A 19,140-nucleotide genomic window follows, 5' to 3' on the forward strand; every position below is an offset into this window, starting at 1 on the left:
TGGTGGCCTCGGCAGTTGCTCTGGTCGGAGGCCGAATGATCCAGCGCCGCCCTGTCTCGCATTGAGGCCAATCTCACGCAAGCGCTCGCGAATGATTGCGGGTCCCGCCTCCTGCAATGCAGATATCATAGACTTGCAGTTCCTAGGGAACGTGCCCGGGCGCGAGGGCAAGGGACTGCTCAACCGCGTTTGTCGCTTTGGCTTTCCCCGCGGCGCGCGCGTTTGCAGTGGCTGCGATCCCATGCTCGGCGGATGCATTCGCGACCGACGGCTTCACGCTATCTGAAAACCTGAGACAGCGTGCGGCACGTATGGAGCTTCGAGCGCTTTCATGTCCTCTGCTGTCAGGCCGAGCGATGCGGCTGCGACGGCGTCGGCGAGATGTTGCGCCTTAGACGCGCCGATGATCGGTGCTGTCACGCCCTTCTTCTGCACAAGCCAGGCAAGAGCAACCTGCGCGCGGGAAACGCCGCGTGCCTTTGCGATAGCCCCAACAGCATCCACAATCTTCTCATCTTGAATGAGCGCGTTCGAATAGAAGCGCTTTCCGGATTCATCAGTTTCCAAGCGCTGACTGCTCTCACCCCATGCACGCGACAACCGTCCGCGAGCGAGGGGGCTCCACGGTGTCACGGCAATGCCTTGATCGGCACAAAGCGGCATCATCTCCCGCTCCTCTTCGCGGTAGAGAAGATTCAGATGGTTCTGCATGGAGACGAAGCGCGTCCATCCATTCAACTGCGAGGTATAAAGCGCCTTCGAGAATTGCCACGCGTGCATGGATGAGGCGCCGATGTAGCGCGCTTTGCCAGCCTTCACGACCTCATGTAGGGCCTCGAGCGTTTCCTCAATCGGAGTTGCGTAGTCCCATCGATGAATGACGTAGAGATCGACGTAATCCGTGCCGAGCCGGCGCAGGCTGTTGTCGATCTCCGAAAATATGGCCTTGCGCGACAGCCCCATACCATTGGGGCCTGGGCGCATACGATTGAACACCTTGGTTGCCAGGATGACCTCGTCGCGCCGCGCAAAGTCTCGGATGGCGCGCCCTACGATCTCCTCCGACGTGCCATCGGAATAGACGTTGGCCGTATCCAGGAAATTGATGCCAAGCTCAAGCGCCTGCTGGATCAGAGGGCGACTGGCTTCCTCATCGATGGTCCACGCGTGCGTTCCACGCGCGGCATCCCCAAAGGTCATGCAGCCGAGGCAGATACGGGACACCTTCATGCCCGTCGTGCCCAATCTTACGTACTCCATGGTCATCTCCCCCTGGGAAGTCTCGAGCAGAGCGCCCGGACTTACCTCTTGTCAGTCGGTATTTGATCTGTCACCCTCGTTATATCCATATGGATATATCGTGGGAAGTACCCTTGGAGCATCGTTTTGCCAGTCCCGCGCCGGCCCTAACTTTGGCCATCGGGGCATGACCGCGCCGCTCCATAGCAGCGGCATCAGCTCATTTCTTGCCGCGCTCGAGCTTGTAAGGCTCTCGCAGGTGCACAGCGAAGACGCTGCATCTGCATCGGCCTGATAGTGCCTTCCGGCTTCGGGTCCCTAGAGGCCCGCAATCTGCCGATCGATATATCCGTGAGGATACAGATCGGCCAACCACCACGGAGGAAGCGATGGATGCGATTGCACTCGATGCTAGGCTTATGTGACGCGCCAACCAGTCGGCGTTGTCGCCGCGATCGTTCCCTGGAACTTCCCGCTCATGAATGCGGTATGGAAGATCGCACCAGCGCTCGCATGTGGCTGCACGGTCGTCCTCAAGCCTGCAGAACTCACACCACTCTCTGCCTTGCGGCTCGGTGAACTTGCACTCGCTGCAGGCTTGCCGCCCGGCGTCCTCAACATCGTGCCGGGGCTCGGCAATGTGGCCGGACAGAGCCTTATCGAGCATCCAGGCGTCGACAAGATCTCGTTCACGGGCTCGCCGCAAGTCGGCAAGCACATCATGGCGACGGCTGCTCAGCAGTGCAAACGGGTAACGCTGGAACTCGGTGGCAAATCGGCGAACATCATCTTCGCGGACGCCGATCTCGATGCCGCGGCTCACGCATCCGGCTCGGGCATCTTCTTCAATGCCGGGCAAGTCTGCTCCGCTGGGTCCCGCATTCTGGTTCAAGAAAGTGCGCACGGTGCACTAGTCGAACGGCTCGTGGACCGCGCGCGGAGACTGAAGCTAGGAAACCCTTTCGATCCCGATACTACCATGGGCCCGCTGATCTCCGCCGTCCAGCAGGAGCGTGTGATCCGACACGTCACACGCGGCCTCGAGGAGGGCGTACGGGTTGCGTGCGGCGGCGAGGTGCATGGCGAGCAAGGCTACTTCGTTCAGCCGACGGTCCTTGCGAGCGCCACAAATGACATGAGCGTGGCGCAGGAGGAAATATTCGGTCCCGTAGCAACGGTCATTCCATTCAAGGACGATGCTGAAGCAATTCGCATCGCGAACACCAGCCGATACTCGTTGGCTGCTGGCCTCTGGACGCGCGACGTGACGCGCGCCCACCGTACCGCCCAGGCCCTTCGCGCTGGCACCGTATGGATCAACACGTTTGGTCCGACCGATACACGCCTGCCGTGGGGGGGCTTTGGAGGCGACTCCGGTGTCGGTCGCGATCTCGGTCGGACGGCGCTCGATAACTACACTGAGCAGAAGGCGGTGTGGCTTCACCTCGGAAAGGTCGCCTGATGCCATCAGGGAGACTGCGCCATTGATCGGTTCTGTCGATTGGATCGATCCACACAATGCGTTGGATCATACTGGGTGAAAGCACCATCCATTTCCGGCCAACAGGAGCTCGGAAATGGACACGCAGGCAGAAGGCCCCACCTCAACGGATATCGCGACCCGCGCGATTTCGTCCGAAGCAAGTACTCGTGGATTTTGCAGCAGCATTGCACCGGGGCTGCTGCTAACCACATCAATTGCCGCGGCAGCCTCGATACTCAGCGGGTTACCCGGCCTTTCTGTATTAAGCTCAATGCTCTTCGCCGTTATCATTGGCATGGGCATCAATGCGAGATGCGGGCTTGCAACCAAAAGCCGGCCCGGGATCGACTTTGTGCTTCGCCGGCTCCTGCGCACGGCCATCATCCTACTTGGGCTGCGGCTAACCGTGGACCAAGTCATATCGGCCGGACCGACTGCGCTCAGCATTATCATGCTGACGTCTATCGCCAGCTTCATATTCACGGTCTGGCTAGGGCGCGTTCTGCGTGTCGATCGAGGCCTGAGCGAACTCATTGCAGCTGGCACCGCAATCTGCGGGGCATCGGCGATCATCGCCACCAACACGCTAACGCGAGCCCGCGGCGAGGACGTCGCCTACGCTTTGGCGAGCGTTACGCTGTTTGGCTCGATCGCCATGTTCGTCTACCCGCCTATTGCTTGGGCAATCGGCATGGAGTCCCCCGCTTATGGGCTCTGGGCAGGCGCATCCATCCACGAAGTCGCGCAAGTTGTCGCCGCCGCATTCCAAGGTGGCCCCGAGGCCGGCGAGTTTGGCACAGTAGCTAAGCTGGCGCGTGTATTGCTTCTCGCTCCGCTGCTCGTCACAATCGGAATAGCCGCGTCGCGCAAAGGCGGGAACGAGGACCGCCTCGGTCGATCCGCTCCGCCGATGCCCTGGTTCGTCTTCGCTTTCCTTGCGCTGGTATTCGCCAACAGCATCTTCGACATCCCTCAATGGCTCAGTGCCGGCGCCTCGAGGATCTCGGACTTCATGCTCACCATGGCCCTCGCCGCGATGGGACTGCAGACAAATATCGGACGGCTACGCGACAGAGGTGTTCGCCCTCTCGTCCTCGGACTATCTGCATCCATTTTCATCGCGATCTTCAGCCTGACACTCATCTTGAGCCTTGGTGTAACACTCTATCCATGACACTCGAGCAACTTCGCATCTTCGTCGCGGTCGCCGAATTCGAGCATGTGACACGCGCCTCCCGCCACCTCAATCTCACGCAGTCGGCAACGAGTTCCGCCGTGGCGGCGCTGGAGACAAGATACGCGATGAAGCTGTTCGACCGAGTTGGCCGTAGGATCGCCTTGACCGAGGCGGGACGGTTGTTTCTCGTCGAAGCCAAAGCTGTCCTGGCGCGAGCAGTCGTGGCCGAAACAGTACTGGCGGATCTCGCTGGTTTGGCCCGAGGGTCCCTGAGGATCTCATCCAGCCAGACTGTCGGCAATTATTGGCTGCCGGCCCTTATCGACCGATTTCAAGCGACGTACCCGGGTATTGCGCTCAGATTGTCACTCGGCAATACGGAGACCGTCGCGACCGCGGTACATGATGGCGCGGCCGAGCTCGGCTTCATTGAAGGTGGGATCGAAGATCCAGCTTTCGTCATTCAGACTGTTGCTGTCGACCGCCTGAAGCTCGTTGCATCGAGTTGCCATCCCTGGGCGCAGAAGGCGCCTACCTCCACGATCGACTTCTCGATGGCTCAGTGGGTTTGTCGTGAACGCGGCTCTGGCACTCGCACAGCACACGAAGCCGGGCTGCAGGCTCTCGGTCTCGGAAGCGAGAACCTCAGCGGCGCACTTGAGCTTCCTTCGAACGAAGCAATCTGCTCGGCCGTAGAAGCCGGTGCAGGCGTCACGATCCTGTCCTCGCTCGTCGTCCGCCGCGCCCTAGAGGCCGGCTCCCTGATTGCCATCGATGTCGATTTGCCTACGCGGCGATTTTCGCTTCTTCGCCACAGGGAGCGCTATCTGACGCAGGCCTCCGCTGCTTTTCAAAAGCTTGCCACTGCAGAGTCTGATTGCGATATATCCGCATGACTCTATCGCACACTCTCCCGTGTGCGCTCAAGCTCATTTGTCGCGGAAATGGGAGCAGTGGCTCGATGCGCATTGCGATTGTAGGGGGCGGCTATGCCGGTGCAGCCGTCGCCGTATCACTGCTGAAAGCACTGCCTCTTGGCGCCGCCATCACGATCTATGAACCAGACGAGGATCTAGGGCGTGGGATTGCCTACGCTCGCGGTCCCGACCACCATCTGCTCAACGTTGCCGCACACACGATCGCGCTGACGCCTGGTGACGAGGGGTATTTCACCGATTGGGCGCTCGAGCGCTATTCGGATGCGGCTTCATATCGCGAAGAGGATGGCGCCTACTTCTTTCCTCGCGCGTGGTTCGGGACGTACGTGGGTGAAGTGCTCTCAACCGAAATGCGCAACAATCCAGCCACGCTGGTCGAGCACCGGCGTGAAATCGCCCAAGCAATCTCGCTCGCCGGCGACGCGCTGACCATCACGTCCGAGAGCGGGCGAAGCAGCTACGACAAGCTCATCCTCGCCATCGGGAACAGTCCCACGCCGCCGCTGCGCGTTCTTGAGCCCATCGGCAGCGGCGATCCGCATGTTGCGCAATCCGCCTGGGGCTTCGATCCTCACGTCGTCAGCAGGGATGCCAGTGTCGTCATCGTTGGCGGCGCGCTGACTATGGCCGATGTCGTGGCTTCCCTCGAGGCCATGGGGCATCGCGGACCGATCACGTGCATTTCACGCAACGGGCGTCGCCCTCACGTGACCGTCGGCTATCGGCCCGAGTTCGTTCCCGCTGATGGCCTCCGAGCGCCAATGACCGCACGTGAGCTGGTTGCCACCGCACGTCGCTGGTCAGAGGAATCGCAGGAACAATGCGCCGACTGGCGGCCTTGCGTCGATTTCATCCGAGTCAACATGCGCCACCTGTGGCGCGCCTTGCCGAAGCGCGAGCGCTCGCGGCTGCATCGGCACGTCCGATCATTCTGGGAGATCCACCGTTATCGGATGCCACCGGCCGCCCACCGGCGGATTGAGGCCCTCGCCGCTTCAGGTCGCTTCAACCACATGCGCGCGAGGGTCCTTGGCGTGGTTCCCGGAGGCGTGAGGATCGAGGCTGCCAGTGGTGTGCAAGTCGTTTCCGCCGATGTCGTCGTCAATGCGTCGGGCTTCGATACCTCATATCGCACGGCGCCTGCATCGATCGGTGATCTGCTCTCGGCAACCGGCATCAGCCCCACGATCGCAGCTTGGGAGGGTTTGGCGGTCGACGACGACGGACGCGTCATTGGGGCAAACAAGGCCGTCTTCAGAAAGATCTATGCGCTCGGATTCTTTGCCCGGGCCAATCACGGCGATCTCGCAACGGTGAACACGATCGGCGGCATTGCGGCAGGCATAGCAGCCGATATCTTGTCCTGACGAAGCGGGGCGAGGCCGAAACGGCCTCGGACCAGCAAATGTCAGAGCGCGATCACAATTCCATGTGCCGACCACCGTCCGCCGTCGCACATCGATCCGTTAGATCGCCCTTCCCATCAGAATGGCCGCCGAGAAGTCCACGCTGTGAGGTCGCTGAATGTATTGGCGTAGACTGATGGATTGGATTCGTAACATGCGACCTCAACGAAGCGCCGCGGCTGCTTCACGCTCAGACGGCATCGGTGTCGCGCGCCCCGGCAGACCAATTGTGGGCCAAAGCCGAGATATCAGAAGGCGCCGAGCAAATTAAGTGATTGATTTTATTGGCGCGCGGGGAAGGATTCGAACCCACGACCCCCAGATTCGTAGTCTGGTGCTCTATCCAACTGAGCTACCCGCGCGGGGCGCCCGGGGCTGTTGCCTGGGCGCTGAAGTGCCGACGCGGACGGTCAGTCCGTCGTCAAGGCTCGCCCTTTTAGACGGTCATGCCGGGAAGTGCAAGCCATGTATCGAGGGCACGTCATCTATTGTCGGAACCTGAGAAATTGAAGGGATTCAACGGCCACGGCGCGCCGCAGGGCAGCGCGGCGACCGGGCGCCGCCGCACGCCACGCTGCGACCAGTCGACTCAGGCCAGGAACTGACCGCCGTCGGCGGTGATCGTCTGTCCGGTCACCCAGCTCGCCATGTCGCTGACGAGGAAAAGCGCAACGCTCGCGATCTCCTCGGGCGCCCCGAAGCGGCCCCAGGGAATGGACTTGAGCGTGGCCTGGTAGAGCGGCGGATTATCGGTCTTGCGCTTGTCCCAAACGCCGCCCGGAAACTCGATGGAGCCCGGCGCGATCGCATTCACGCGGATGCGCTTCCCAGAGAGCATGACCGCCTGTGACTGCGTGTAGTTGATGACGGCCGCCTTGACCGCCGCATAGGGCGCGGAGCGTGCGCTCGCGCGGTAGCCGGAGATCGAGGAGATGTTGACGATGGCACCGCCGCCGGCCTTCTCGATGTGCGGGATCGCCGCGTGCGAGGCGCGCACGGTCGCGAGCACGTCGATGTTGAGGCTCGCCGCCCATCCGGCCTCGTCGTCGGTGGCACCGAAGCCGGACGCATTGTTCACCAGGATGTCGATGCCGCCAAGGGTCGTCGCTGCGTTCTCGACATAGCTTGCGATCGCGGCGGCATTGCCGAGATCGCAGGCGCCCCAATGCACCTGGACACCGTGCTTGCCGATATCGGCGGCTGCGGCCTTCAGCCCGTCCGCACCGCGTGCGCAGATCGACACATTCGCGCCGGCTGCAGCGAAAGCCAGCGCAATCGAGCGGCCGATACCGCGGCTGCCACCGGCGACGACCGCCCGCTTGCCCTTGAGTGAAATATTCATCCTGCGTCTCTCCCTGCTCTCATGTGGCGTTCGTGGGTTCAGGCCTGGATGGCCGCGCGGCAGCGATGGCTTCCTCGAGCACGGCCCGATCCCCGATATGATTCATCAGCAGCAACACCAGGCGAACATTCAACCGAGCGCTCTCGTCGTCGGTAAGCCCCTCGTGCGCTGCCATGAGGCGAGCATAGAGGTCATCGCCGTCCGTGCCGAGGTTCCATGTGGTCGTAAGTGTGGGGTCTGTCATGCGTTGGAGCTCCCTTGGGCGCGTGCGAGAGCGCGGGAAATCTCGGCAACTGTCGGCTCACGGAAGCGCGCGGCGACGTGCTGGTCGGGCCGGATGAGGTAGACGACGCTCGGCGCACCATCATAGCGGGCCGCGAGCAGGCCCTGTGGATCCTGCAGGTCGCCCGAACCCCCGACGGTCAGGCCGCGCACGCCGGGCGGTGTCGATGCCAACGCGCCGAAGCCCAGCGCGATGAAGCTCCCGCCGAGATGATCGAGCAGCCAGCCGTCCTCGCCATTGGCGCCACGAACAGGAGCATCGAGGCAGGGCGCACCGGGAACCATCGTGCCGCCGAGGTCCGATGTTTCGGCCGTCCCAAGTGAAAAGCCTGCAAGCGAGCACGGCCGTGACAGACGCCCCGAGTTCACGAGCTGGCGCGCGAATGGATGTGTGCTTGCGAGGGCCAGTACCTCATCGCGGAACAGATGTTCCATGCGCGACTTCGGCGTCATGAAGCTCGTCGCGCGCGCCGAGTTGAGGATGTTCTCATCGGCGCCGTGCACACGCTCCGTGTTGTATGTCTCGAGCAGTGCGGGTGGGCCCTCGCCTTTCAAGACCGTCGCGAGCTTCCAGCAGAGATTATCGACGTCCTGAATGCCGCCATTGCCGCCGCGCGCGCCAAAGGGGGACACGATGTGCGCGCTGTCGCCGGCAAAGATCACGCGATCATGCACGAAACGCGCGAGCCGCCGACACTGGAAGCTGTAGACGGAGATCCAATCGACCTCGAAAGGCCGCTCGCCCACCATGGCTCTGATGCGCGGAATGACGCGCTCGGGGCGACGCTCCTCCTCCGGGTCGGCGCCGGAGCCAAGTTGCAGGTCGATCCGGTAGATATTGTCCGGCTGCTTGTGCAGAAGCGCCGACTGGCCGTCGTGGAACGGCGGCTCGAACCAGAACCAGCGCTCGGAGGGAAACTCCACCGCCATCTCGACGTCGGTGATCAGGAAGCGCTCCTCGAATGCGCGGCCGATGAAGTCGAGACCTAGACTGCGGCGCACGGTGCTGCGCACACCATCGCAGGCGATGACATAGTCGGCGGCAAGGCGATACTTGCCTTCCGGCGTCTCGACATCGACCCACGCACAGTCAGGATCCTGCCCGGCGTCTGTCACGCGGCTCATGAAGCGCAGCTCGATCAGGTCGGGGAAATCACGCGCGCGATCGATGAGATACTCTTCGACATAGTACTGCTGGAGATTGATGAAGGCCGGGCGCTTGTGGCCGGGCTCAGGGAGGAGATCGAAGGCATAAACCTCGCGATCGCGGTGAAAGAGCCGACCGACTTTCCACGTCACGCCCTTCGCGACCATGCGATCGCCGACGCCGAGGCGGTCGAAGATCTCGAGCGTGCGCTTCGACCAGCAGATGGCACGCGAGCCCGTCGAGACGACATTGCTCTCGTCGATCACGACCGAGGCAATGCCGGCTAGTGCGAGGTCGATCGCGGCAGCGAGGCCTACAGGGCCGGCGCCGACAATCGCAACCGGCCAGCGACGCCCGGCGCGGCCGTCCAGCTCGGGTGGCCGGACGAAGGGAAAAACCGGTGAGCGATAGCGCGGCATGTCGACGATCCCCGATCGCTTCGCGAGCGGGGACTAGTCCCCGCGCCCCTAGCGGGAGGGACACCCTCCCGCACCCACCCGGCTTTATGACTTAGTCCATAAAAGACGGGGGTTCGGGGATGTCCCCCGATCGGGGTGTGGGGCCAAGGCCCCACTCGCGCCAAAGGCGCGACTATCCCTGCAGCGCCTTCCACATTGCCTGATCGCGCTCCGCCGTCCAGATGCGCGGCGTGTCGATGCCAAGGGCCTCGTCGTAAGCGCGCGCGACGTTGAAGGGCAGGCAGTGCTCGTAGATGGCGTAGCTCGCGAACTTCGGATCACATTCGGCGCGGCAGGCGTCCCAAGCTTCCTTGAGCGAGCCGCCGCGACGCGCGACCTGGGCCACGGGACGATAAGTCGAGCGCACGAAATCGGCGGTGAGATCGAGCGCCTCGTTGACCTGCTTCGTGCCAACGAGCGCGCCACCACGGCCAGGCGCAATGGAGTCCGGCGCATATGCGCGAATGGCTTCGAGCGTTCCGGGCCAATCATTGAAATGCGCATCGCCGCAGTAGCAGGCGGAGTGATACTCGACGATGTCGCCGGTCATCATGACGTTCGCATCCGGCACGAAGGCGACGATATCGCCGGCCGTATGCGCGCGGCCGACGAACATGAGCTCGACGGGGCGCTTCCCGAGATCGACGGTCATGCGCTGCTTGAAGGTCATGGTGGGCCACGTGAGGCCGGGAATGGACTCGTGGCCCTGGAAGAGGCGCGGGAAGCGGCCGAACTCGGAGTCCCAGTCCTCCTGCCCGCGCTCGTGGATCATGGCGTGGCATTTTTCCGAGGCGATGATCTCGCTCGCCTTGAAGGCCGAAGCACCGAGCACGCGCACGGCGTGATAGTGCGAGAGCACGACATACTTGATCGGCTTATCCGTGACCTTGCGGATGTGCTCGATGACTTTGCCGGCGAGGCGCGGGGTTGCCTGCGCGTCGACGATCATGACGGCGTTGTCGCCGATGATGACGCCGGTGTTCGGGTCGCCCTCCGCGGTGAAGGCATAGAGATTGCGCCCGATCTCGGTGAAGGAGATCTTCTTCTCGGTCATGTCGCCGACCGACGCGAATGCCTTGCCGCTCATGCGTCCTCCCAATGCTGTTCTCGTTGAAACTCAGGGTTTGCCGTTGAAGCGCTTCTCGAGGCCGTCCCAGCAGGCGGCATAGTCGGGCTGGAGCGTTTCCAGCTCCGCGGCAAAGCGCGTCAGGTGCTGGGGAAAGCGCGTCTCGAACATGAAGGCCATGGTGCCGGTGAGCTTCACGGGTTTCAGCTCCACCGTGCTCGCGTGGCGGAAGGCATCAGCATCAGGGCCGTGCGGGAGCATGCAGTTGTGCAGGCTCATGCCGCCCGGCACGAAGCCCTGCGGCTTGGCGTCGTACACGCCGTAGATGAGGCCCATGAACTCGGACATGATGTTCATGTGGTACCACGGCGGGCGGAAGGAGTGCTCGGCGACGAGCCATCGTTCGGGGAAGATGACGAAGTCGACGTTGGCCGTGCCAGCCGTCTCCGAGGGCGCCGTGAGCACGGTGAAGATCGACGGATCGGGATGATCGAAGAGGATCGCACCGACCGGTGAGTACGTTCTGAGGTCGTACTTGTAGGGCGCGTAGTTGCCGTGCCACGCCACGACATCGAGCGGCGAATGGCCGATCTCGGTGACGTAGAACTTGCCGGCCCACTTGACCGTCAGTTTGCAGGGCTTCTCCTTGTCCTCGAAGGCCGCGACGGGCGTCTTGAAGTCGCGCGCATTAGCGAGGCAGTTGGCGCCAATGGGGCCGCGGTCGGGAAGCGTGAATTTCGCGCCGTAGTTCTCGCAGACATAGCCACGGACCGGGCCGTCGATCGGCTGCGCCTTGAACTTCACACCGCGCGGGATGACGCAGACGTCACCCGGCCCGACCTCGATGATGCCGAACTCCGTGAAGAAGCGCGCGCGGCCCTCCTGCGGCAGGATCAGCAGCTCGCCATCGGCATTGAAGAAGTACTCGTCCTCCATGGGTCGCGACATGAGCATGACGTGCGCTGCCATGCCGGCCTGCGTGTTCACATCGCCCGCCGTGGTCATGGTGCGCAGGCCCTCGATGAACGAGAGGGGATCGTTGGGGATGGGCACCGGTCCCCAGCGCAACTGTCCGACCGGCCGCTCGTGCTCGTCGAGGGCCGGCGCCGTCTTCCAGTACGGGACGGAGGCTTTCTTGAAATGGCTCGCGTGGCGCACCGAAGGGCGGATGCGGTAGAGCCACGAGCGCTCGTTCGTTCCGCGCGGCGCCGTAAAGGGCGAGCCGGAGAGTTGCTCGGCATAGAGCCCGTAGGCACAGCGCTGGGGCGAGTTCTGGCCCTGCGGAAGGGCGCCCGGAAGACTTTCGGTCTCGAAGTCGTTGCCGAAACCCGGCATGTAGGCGAGGGTCATGGCGGTGGCCTCCCATATTCTTCTGGTATGGCGCATCCAGCTCACATGGCCTGCTGATGGCCTACCCGTGTCGCTTTGGTGCAACTTTGCCAAGACCAGCGGCCCGGAGGCAACCGCAATCCGCTCGCGCGTCATGCGGGGCCACAGAGTGTGCGGCCCTCTGAGTATTGTTGCGCCTCGCGCACATGTCGCCCAGCTATCACGCGGCACAATGCCTCTAAGAGCATTTCGGCCTTCAGGCCGCCAATCTCCCTCCTTAAGGTCGATCGAGCATGACGAGTAGGCGGGGAGATCATGCGCGTTCACAAAACAACATTTGGGACAACATTTGGGCTCCTGGCAGCGGCCCTTCTTGCGGGCACGGCGCCGGCCGCCGTCGCGTGGCCGTTGAAGGGTAATCCATCCGAGCTCGAGGCGAACGAGAGCGCGCTCCAGGAGGAATATCTTCTCCACATCGATCCTGCGTGGCTCACCTTCGACCTCAACAAGGAAGCCGCTTGGGCCAACAAGCCGGCGGCAATGGCAGGTGCCTCGCCGGGTGCAGCGAGCGCGTTCACGCCGCAGGAGACACAGAGCGCGATCGCCCGCGCGATCAAGTCCGGCTATTCGGTCGGCATCGAGGCCGACCAGCTCCCGGCCGAGATGAACCGCGGATATGCCGTGTCGGACCGCTTCAAGGCGAGCGTCCGGGCGGGCTTCGATGCTCCCATGGGCGATGAAATGCGCATGACGGCGGCCGGTGCCGAAGCCAGATATGCCCTGGGCCGCCTCGGCCCCGCCATTTCCTGGGGCTGGAACACCGGCGTCGATATGAGCGTCCAATCCGGCCGCGGCACGCACGCGATCGAATCCGGGCCACAGTTCAAGTTCGGCGACGATCGGCTCGCGCTGACGCTCAGCCCGAAGGTGGCACACAATTTCGGGACTCATAACGAAGGCGATGTCGCCTTCGCCTATGCGGCCGGCCTCAAGAGCGAGATCGCCAAGGGTGTTTCGCTGGGCATCGAGGCCTTCGGATCGACATCCGATATTGCCTCGGTCCCCGGCACGGCCCTGCAGACGCACCGTGGAGCCCCCGGCCTCTATGTGGGCCTCGGCCTCCTGCCGACCCAGATGCCGGATCTGAATGGCTCCAAGCTCTCGCTCGAGATCGGCGCCCTGACGGGCATGAGCGAGACCAATTCGGACTGGGCGGGCAAGTTCAAGGCCGCGGTGACCTGGTAGCGCTGAAAGCTCCAGGAGCCGGGGCGCGCGCCTTCAATCTACAGCTCCCAAAATGAAAGCGGGACCCAGAGGGTCCCGCTCGCAATCTTGCTGCCGGGAAGCAGTCAGATCAGAAGGTCATCTTGGCGGTGCCGACGAAGCGCGAGCCGCTGTGGAACAGGCTCTGCGACTGGAAAATGTCCAGATCCGAGTCCCAGTACCGCAGGTCGAGTGAGACCCGGTCCGTGAAGGCGAGCGTCACACCCGCGTTCCAGTAGATGTAGCTGCTCGTATCGAAAGCCACCTTGTAGGCGGAGTCGCCACCGTGCTGGTAGCCGATGAGTGCGCTGAAGGTCGGCGTGATCGAGCCGAGCTTCGGCAGCTCCTGGGCAAGCGCGCCTTCCACGGTCCAGACGCTGCCGGTCTCGCCAGTGTAGTCAGGCGACCAGAAGCCGGTGACGCCCACGGTGCCGCCCTTCCACGGCGCGACCGAGGCACCCGCCTTCACTTCGAAGAAGTTGAACTCTCCGGCCGAATCCCGCGCCCGGGGATAGGTGTAGTAGATCACGCCGAAGTCGAAGCTGACCGGCCCGAGGACAGGCTTGATGCCGGCGGAGAACGTCAGCTCTGCCCAAGCTGCATTCCGACCACCGCTGACCTCACCGAAGTCGACATTCGACATGAACACGCTGCCGTAGAGGATGCCATAGGTGAGATCCAACGTGCCCTGAACGGCCGGATCCTTCGCCGTCTGGGACTGGCCGCGGAAGACGTAGTCGTTGGTGACGGCAAAGCTTGCCGCCCATGCCAGCGTCCGGTCGCTGGGCGCCGGCTCATCCTTGAGGCCGCCAGCGGCAGCCGGTCCTGCGAGAAACGCGAGAGCCATCGCCCCCGCGATGCACTTCGCCACCGTCCCGATCCTCGTGGTCATTGTTATTCGTCCCCTCGTCGCTCGTCGAATGCCCTGAGAATTCCCTGTGACAGGAATGTTGCGGATGGGAGGTGTTCCGCGCAAGCCGCGCTTTGGGTTTTGAGTGATGTTGCAAAGCGTGCGTGGCGCTTCCGTAACACTTTGGTGTTTATGGGCATTTTGCCAGTCTGGAATGCCTGCAAATTAGTCACATTTGGCCTCCAACCTGCCTCTTTTGGCGCCAATTAGGCAGCCAACGTCCTTTTCTCGAAGACCTTGTCGGATTGTCCGACACGCGCGATCATCCGCCCATCGCTTCTCAGCGGCTCCGGTGCGCACGACTCAGCCGGGCCGCAGCCAGGGGCAGATTGCCGGCGTCGCGGGCTGACGGAGCAGACGGTGGGAGGATCTAACGGAGCGGGCGCCCGGACGGCATTGGTCACGGGAGCCGGCCGCAGAATTGGCAGGGCCATCGCGCTCGACCTCGCCCGCAATGGCTGGCGTGTCGGCGTGCACTACGCCGCCTCGCGTGACGACGCCGAAGGGGTGGTTGCCGAGATCCGGGCTGCAGGGGGCCATGCGACTGCCCTTCGCGCTGATCTGGCGAATGCCGAGCAGGCCGCATCGCTCCTGCCGCAATGCACCGAAGCGATCGGAACGCCCGAGCTTCTGGTGAACAGTGCCGCGCTCTTTCTGGATGACCGCCTCGAGACCCTCGATGCAGCACAGTGGGACCGCCAGCACGCGGTCAATCTTCGGGCCCCGGTCCTGCTCGCCAAGGCATTTGCAGCGCATCTACCCGCTGATCGCCCCGGGCTGATCGTCAACATCGTCGACCAGCGCGTATGGCGCCTGACCCCCGAGTTCTTCTCCTACACCATCGCGAAGGCCGGCCTCTATGCAGCGACCCAGACGCTGGCCCAGGCGCTCGCACCGCGCATCCGGGTGAACGCCATCGGGCCAGGGCCGGTCCTGGCAAGCATCCACCAGTCAGCGGCTGCCTTCGCAGAGGAGGTCGCCAGCACCCCCCTCCAGCGCGCCACGCCCCCCGAGGAGATCGCCGCCGCAGTCCGCTTCATCCTTGACGCGCCGTCGATGACCGGCCAGATGATCGCCCTCGATGCGGGGCAGCACCTCGCCTGGCCGGCACCGCCGGCGCCGGACGGAACGGATTGACCGTCTGCACGCTTGTACGGCGACCAGATCTCGACCGAGCAAATAACCCCGCGAGCACCAGCACCCCCGAGATCGCACCATGACCGAGCCGCTCGCCCCTTCGAGCACTTGTGCTGACCGCACGCCGGCAAGTGGCCACCGGCCGCTCAGACGCGTGTTCGTGCGCGACCTCGAGCTGATGGCCTCCGTCGGCGTCTATGAGCTCGAGAAGCGCTACGAGCAGCGCCTCATCATCTCCGCTGATCTCATGGTCCTCGATGACTACGACGGACAATCCGACAACCTCGGCGCCGTGCTCGACTACAGCTCCGTCGTCTCGGGCATTCGCTCGATCGTCGAAAGCGGACACACGAACCTGCTCGAGACGCTGGCCGAGCGCATCGCCACGCGCTGCCTCGCCGACCCGCGCGTCGTGCGCGTGGTCGTGCGGCTCGAGAAGCCCGACATCGTCCCCGGCTGCCGCACGGTCGGCATCGAGATCGTGCGGGATAGGGCTTAACCAAGCGCCGCCGGCTGCTGGAAAGAAGTCCCCTCAATCTATGTCGTGCCTGCCGGCGGCCGCCATTCGGCTAGCTCAGCATTCATCGCGACCTAGAGGATGAACTTCGAGAGGTCCGCGTTGCGTGCGAGATCACCGACGCGTGAGCGCACATAGGCGCCATCCACCACGACCGTGTTGCCGCCGCGATCGGACGCATCGAACGAGATGTCGTCCAGCACGCGCTCGACAACCGTATGCAGGCGCCGCGCACCGATATTCTCCACGGTCGAGTTCACGGCGACCGCGATGTCGGCAATGGCATCGATGGCATCGTCGGTAAAGCTGAGCGTCAGGCCTTCGGTTCCCATGAGCGCGATGGTTTGCTTGACGAGGCTCGCCTGCGGCTCGGTGAGAATGCGGCGGAAGTCCTCGCGCGTGAGCGGCTTCAGCTCGACGCGGATCGGCAGGCGACCCTGCAGCTCCGGGAGCAGGTCCGAGGGTTTGGCCAGATGGAAGGCACCCGAGGCGATGAACAGAATGTGGTCGGTTTTGATTGGGCCGTACTTGGTCGCGACCGTCGTTCCCTCGATGAGCGGCAGGAGATCGCGCTGCACGCCCTCACGGCTCACATCCGCCCCACCACGGCCCGCCCCATCGCTGCGCGAGCAGATCTTGTCGATCTCGTCGAGGAACACGATGCCGTTGTTCTCGACGAGCTTCACCGCTTCCACGGCGATCTGGTCGCTGTCGAGCAGCTTGTCGCTCTCCTGGCCGATGAGCTGCTCATAGCTCTGGCCGACCGTCAGGCGCCGCGTCTTCATGCGCTGGCCAAAGGCCTTGCCGAGCATCTCGCTGATATTCACCATGCCGACCTGACCGCCCGGAATGTCGAAGGTCGGGAAGCCCGGACCGCTGTCGGCAACCTGGATCTCGATCTCCTTGTCGTTGAGCTCATTCCCCCGGAGCCGCTTGCGGAACACCTCGCGCGTCGAGGGCTGCGCGCCGGGGCCGACGAGGGCATCGAGCACGCGCTCCTCGGCATTCTTCTCGGCGAGCGCCTTGACCTCGCGGCGCTTCGTATCGCGGACGAGGCCGATGCCGACCTCGACGAGATCGCGCACGATGCTGTCGACGTCCCGGCCGACATAGCCGACCTCGGTGAACTTCGTCGCCTCGACCTTGAGGAAGGGCGCGCCCGCAAGCCGCGCCAGCCGGCGCGAGATCTCCGTCTTGCCGCACCCCGTCGGGCCGATCATGAGGATGTTCTTCGGCTGGACTTCCTCGCGCAGCTCGCCTTCGAGCTGCTGGCGCCGCCAGCGATTCCTGAGTGCGATCGCGACGGCCCGCTTGGCGTCCTGCTGGCCGACGATATAGCGATCGAGCTCGGAGACGATCTCGCGGGGGGAGAAATTCGACATTCAGCGTGGTCCTTGTACCGCGGCAGCCCGAACGGCGCCGCCCGAGCTGTTATCTGGCGTTCTCCAGCCGTTCGGGCAAGCCCCTCGCGGCAAGCCTTCGCTCAAGAGCTGAACCGCGGACTGACGATTCCCGTTGCGTCGGGCACCACAAGGGTGGACTCTGCCCCGAGCGCGGCGGTAGGCCCAGGTTTGCCCCAAGGATCCCCTCCAAGAGGACCATGCCGCCAGCGAAGAACCCAGGGAGGACGATGTGAGCGACACGACGGACAAGCCGGCGGCGCCCGCGAGGATCGACTTCGAGACCGCGCCCGAGCGCTACAAGCACTGGCGCATTGCCGTCGACGGCCCCGTCGCCGAGCTGATCCTCGACGTCGACGAGAACGCGACGCTCCGGCCCGGCTACCAGCTCAAGCTGAACTCCTATGATCTCGGCGTCGATATCGAGCTGGCCGACGCCGTCCAGCGCCTGCGCTTCGAGCATCCGGGCGTCAAGGTCGTGGTGCTGCGCTCGGGCAAGGACCGCGTGTTCTGCGCCGGCGCCAATATTCGAATGCTCGCGGGATCGAGCCACGCCCACAAGGTGAACTTCTGCAAGTTCACGAACGAGACGCGCTTCGCCATGGAGGATGCAAGCGCGGGATCGGGCCAGCGCTATCTCTGCGCCATTCAGGGAACGGCCGCCGGTGGCGGTTACGAGCTGGCGCTCGCCTGCGACGAGATCATTCTCGCCGACGATGGGAATTCGAGCGTGTCGCTGCCGGAATTGCCGCTGCTCGCGGTGCTCCCGGGCACGGGTGGGCTTACGCGCGTCACCGACAAGCGCAAAGTGCGCCGCGATCGCGCGGATGTTCTGTGCACATTGGAGGAAGGCCTCAAGGGCAAGCGTGCGGCCGACTGGCGCGTTGTCGATCAGGTCGTGCCGCGCTCGCGTATGGACGCGGCCGTGCGGGAGGCTGCCGCACGGCTGGCGGCGCAGTCGGATCGGCCGAGCGACGTCGAGGGCATCAAGCTGACGCCGCTCAAACGAGCGAGTGACGGCGGCACCGTCACGTATTCAAGCCTGCGCGTCGAGATCGATCGGCCGGCGCGACGCGCGACGCTTGTCATTCTTGGGCCGGAGGCCGCACCGCCGGCGGATGCTGCGGCCATGCAGTGCGAAGGTGCAGCCTTCTGGCCGTTGCGCCTCTCGCGCGAGCTGGATGATGCGCTCTTGGATCTGCGCACGAACGAGCGCGACCTCGGCACGCTCGTCTTCAAGTCGGCGGGCGATCCGGCACGCGTGCTCGCCTATGACGCATTTCTCGAAGCGAACAGCGCGCATTGGCTCGCACGCGAGATCCTGCACCAGTGGAAGCGCGTGCTGAAGCGGATCGACCTCACCTCGCGCTCGCTCGTCGCGCTTGTCGAGCCCGGCTCCTGCTTTGCCGGCACGCTGGCGGAGATCGTGCTCGCCTGTGACCGCTCCTTCATGCTGATCGGCACGGAAAAGGGCGACAACCGTGCGGCGACGACGATGGCGCTCTCGCCGCTCAACTTCGGCGCCTATCCCATGAGCAATGGGCTTACACGCCTCGCGACGCGCTTTCTCGGCGAGCCCGAAAGCGTCGAGGCCGCACGCGCCGCTATCGGCAGCACGCTCGATGCCGAAGCCTGCGAGGAAGCCGGCCTCGTCACGATCGCCTACGACACGATCGACTATGCCGACGAGGTGCGCATCTTTCTCGAGGAGCGCGCGAGCTTTTCCGCTGACGGCCTCACCGGCCTCGAAGCGAACCTGCGCTTTGCCGGCCCCGAAACCATGGAGACGAAGGTCTTCGGCCGTCTCACGGCATGGCAGAACTGGATATTCCAGCGCCCGAACGCGATCGGACCGGATGGCGCACTGAAGCGCTACGGCAGCGGCGTGAAGGCCGACTTCGATCCCGAGCGGGTTTAGCAATTCTCCTTCTCCCCGTCCTTACGGGGAGAAGGTCGGGATGAGGGGCGGGAGCTTGCGTGACGTTCGACTATGCCGCCGCCCCTCACCCTAGCCCTCTCCCCGCAAGAGCGGGGAGAGGGGAAGAG

15 protein-coding genes, 1 tRNA gene and 1 pseudogene are annotated in these 19,140 nt (G+C 63.8%); 8 read left to right on the forward strand and 9 right to left on the reverse strand.

Annotated features, from left to right (window positions below):
• Nucleotides 1-273: 273 nt before the first annotated feature.
• Entirely contained in the window at nucleotides 274-1,260 is a 987-nt protein-coding gene (locus CS1BSM3_RS21095; protein WP_072390504.1) for an aldo/keto reductase, read from the reverse strand.
• 406 nt (nucleotides 1,261-1,666) lie between these two features.
• Here CS1BSM3_RS21095 and CS1BSM3_RS21100 point away from each other — a divergent pair.
• The 4 genes and pseudogenes from CS1BSM3_RS21100 to CS1BSM3_RS21115 all read left to right on the forward strand — a co-directional run.
• Nucleotides 1,667-2,701: pseudogene (locus tag CS1BSM3_RS21100) on the forward strand (aldehyde dehydrogenase family protein); the annotation flags it as partial.
• A 115-nt stretch (nucleotides 2,702-2,816) separates the two neighbouring features.
• Nucleotides 2,817-3,896 carry a YeiH family protein gene (locus CS1BSM3_RS21105; protein ID WP_083528781.1) on the forward strand — a complete coding sequence of 360 codons (1,080 nt, stop codon included), beginning with the start codon at nucleotides 2,817-2,819 and terminating at the stop codon, nucleotides 3,894-3,896.
• Nucleotides 3,893-4,795, forward strand: a complete 903-nt coding sequence (locus CS1BSM3_RS21110; RefSeq protein WP_072390510.1) for a LysR family transcriptional regulator — start codon at nucleotides 3,893-3,895, stop codon at nucleotides 4,793-4,795. Before CS1BSM3_RS21105 ends, CS1BSM3_RS21110 begins: the two co-directional genes overlap by 4 nt.
• 65 nt (nucleotides 4,796-4,860) lie before the next feature.
• Nucleotides 4,861-6,204, forward strand: a complete 1,344-nt coding sequence (locus tag CS1BSM3_RS21115) for an FAD/NAD(P)-binding protein (RefSeq protein ID WP_072390513.1) — start codon at nucleotides 4,861-4,863, stop codon at nucleotides 6,202-6,204.
• Between the two features lie 324 nt (nucleotides 6,205-6,528).
• Here the strand turns inward: CS1BSM3_RS21115 and CS1BSM3_RS21120 are convergent.
• The 6 genes from CS1BSM3_RS21120 to hmgA form a co-directional block, all read right to left on the reverse strand.
• Nucleotides 6,529-6,605 (reverse strand) — tRNA-Arg (locus CS1BSM3_RS21120).
• A gap of 227 nt (nucleotides 6,606-6,832) precedes the next feature.
• Nucleotides 6,833-7,585: an SDR family NAD(P)-dependent oxidoreductase gene (locus CS1BSM3_RS21125; RefSeq protein ID WP_083528783.1), complete on the reverse strand. Its 753-nt coding sequence runs from the start codon at nucleotides 7,583-7,585 to the stop codon at nucleotides 6,833-6,835.
• A 19-nt stretch (nucleotides 7,586-7,604) separates the two neighbouring features.
• On the reverse strand, nucleotides 7,605-7,829 hold the full coding sequence (locus tag CS1BSM3_RS21130; RefSeq protein ID WP_072390519.1) for a DUF2783 domain-containing protein: 225 nt from the start codon (nucleotides 7,827-7,829) through the stop codon (nucleotides 7,605-7,607).
• Complete coding sequence (locus CS1BSM3_RS21135) at nucleotides 7,826-9,433, reverse strand: FAD-dependent oxidoreductase (protein ID WP_072390522.1); 1,608 nt, start codon at nucleotides 9,431-9,433, stop codon at nucleotides 7,826-7,828. Before CS1BSM3_RS21135 ends, CS1BSM3_RS21130 begins: the two co-directional genes overlap by 4 nt.
• A gap of 172 nt (nucleotides 9,434-9,605) precedes the next feature.
• The gene (locus CS1BSM3_RS21140) at nucleotides 9,606-10,559 is read right to left on the reverse strand and encodes an MBL fold metallo-hydrolase (RefSeq protein ID WP_072390524.1); all 954 of its coding nucleotides are present in this window, start codon (nucleotides 10,557-10,559) and stop codon (nucleotides 9,606-9,608) included.
• 30 nt (nucleotides 10,560-10,589) lie between these two features.
• The gene (gene hmgA / locus CS1BSM3_RS21145) at nucleotides 10,590-11,924 is read right to left on the reverse strand and encodes a homogentisate 1,2-dioxygenase (RefSeq protein WP_072390527.1); all 1,335 of its coding nucleotides are present in this window, start codon (nucleotides 11,922-11,924) and stop codon (nucleotides 10,590-10,592) included.
• Nucleotides 11,925-12,182: 258 nt separating this feature from the next.
• Between hmgA and CS1BSM3_RS21150 the strand changes: the two genes are divergently transcribed.
• Nucleotides 12,183-13,112, forward strand: coding sequence for a hypothetical protein (locus CS1BSM3_RS21150; RefSeq protein ID WP_072390530.1), 930 nt, complete (start codon nucleotides 12,183-12,185; stop codon nucleotides 13,110-13,112).
• Between the two features lie 109 nt (nucleotides 13,113-13,221).
• On the opposite strand, the gene CS1BSM3_RS21155 is transcribed toward CS1BSM3_RS21150, so the two are convergent.
• A complete protein-coding gene (locus CS1BSM3_RS21155) occupies nucleotides 13,222-14,022 on the reverse strand; it encodes a TorF family putative porin (RefSeq protein WP_072390533.1) in 801 nt (266 codons plus the stop codon).
• A 378-nt stretch (nucleotides 14,023-14,400) separates the two neighbouring features.
• Between CS1BSM3_RS21155 and CS1BSM3_RS21160 the strand changes: the two genes are divergently transcribed.
• Nucleotides 14,401-15,177 (forward strand): SDR family oxidoreductase, encoded by a 777-nt coding sequence (locus CS1BSM3_RS21160; RefSeq protein ID WP_072390536.1) that lies wholly within the window; start codon nucleotides 14,401-14,403, stop codon nucleotides 15,175-15,177.
• A gap of 79 nt (nucleotides 15,178-15,256) precedes the next feature.
• Nucleotides 15,257-15,676: a dihydroneopterin aldolase gene (folB, locus tag CS1BSM3_RS21165; RefSeq protein WP_072390539.1), complete on the forward strand. Its 420-nt coding sequence runs from the start codon at nucleotides 15,257-15,259 to the stop codon at nucleotides 15,674-15,676.
• A gap of 92 nt (nucleotides 15,677-15,768) precedes the next feature.
• Here the strand turns inward: folB and hslU are convergent, their stop codons facing one another.
• On the reverse strand, nucleotides 15,769-17,076 hold the full coding sequence (gene hslU, locus CS1BSM3_RS21170; RefSeq protein WP_072390542.1) for an ATP-dependent protease ATPase subunit HslU: 1,308 nt from the start codon (nucleotides 17,074-17,076) through the stop codon (nucleotides 15,769-15,771).
• Nucleotides 17,077-17,326: 250 nt separating this feature from the next.
• Between hslU and boxC the strand changes: the two genes are divergently transcribed.
• Nucleotides 17,327-19,012, forward strand: a complete 1,686-nt coding sequence (gene boxC / locus CS1BSM3_RS21175; RefSeq protein WP_072390545.1) for a 2,3-epoxybenzoyl-CoA dihydrolase — start codon at nucleotides 17,327-17,329, stop codon at nucleotides 19,010-19,012.
• Nucleotides 19,013-19,140: the final 128 nt, after the last annotated feature.

Origin of the sequence: Hyphomicrobium sp. CS1BSMeth3, assembly GCF_900117415.1 — a bacterium.
Taxonomy (GTDB): domain Bacteria; phylum Pseudomonadota; class Alphaproteobacteria; order Rhizobiales; family Hyphomicrobiaceae.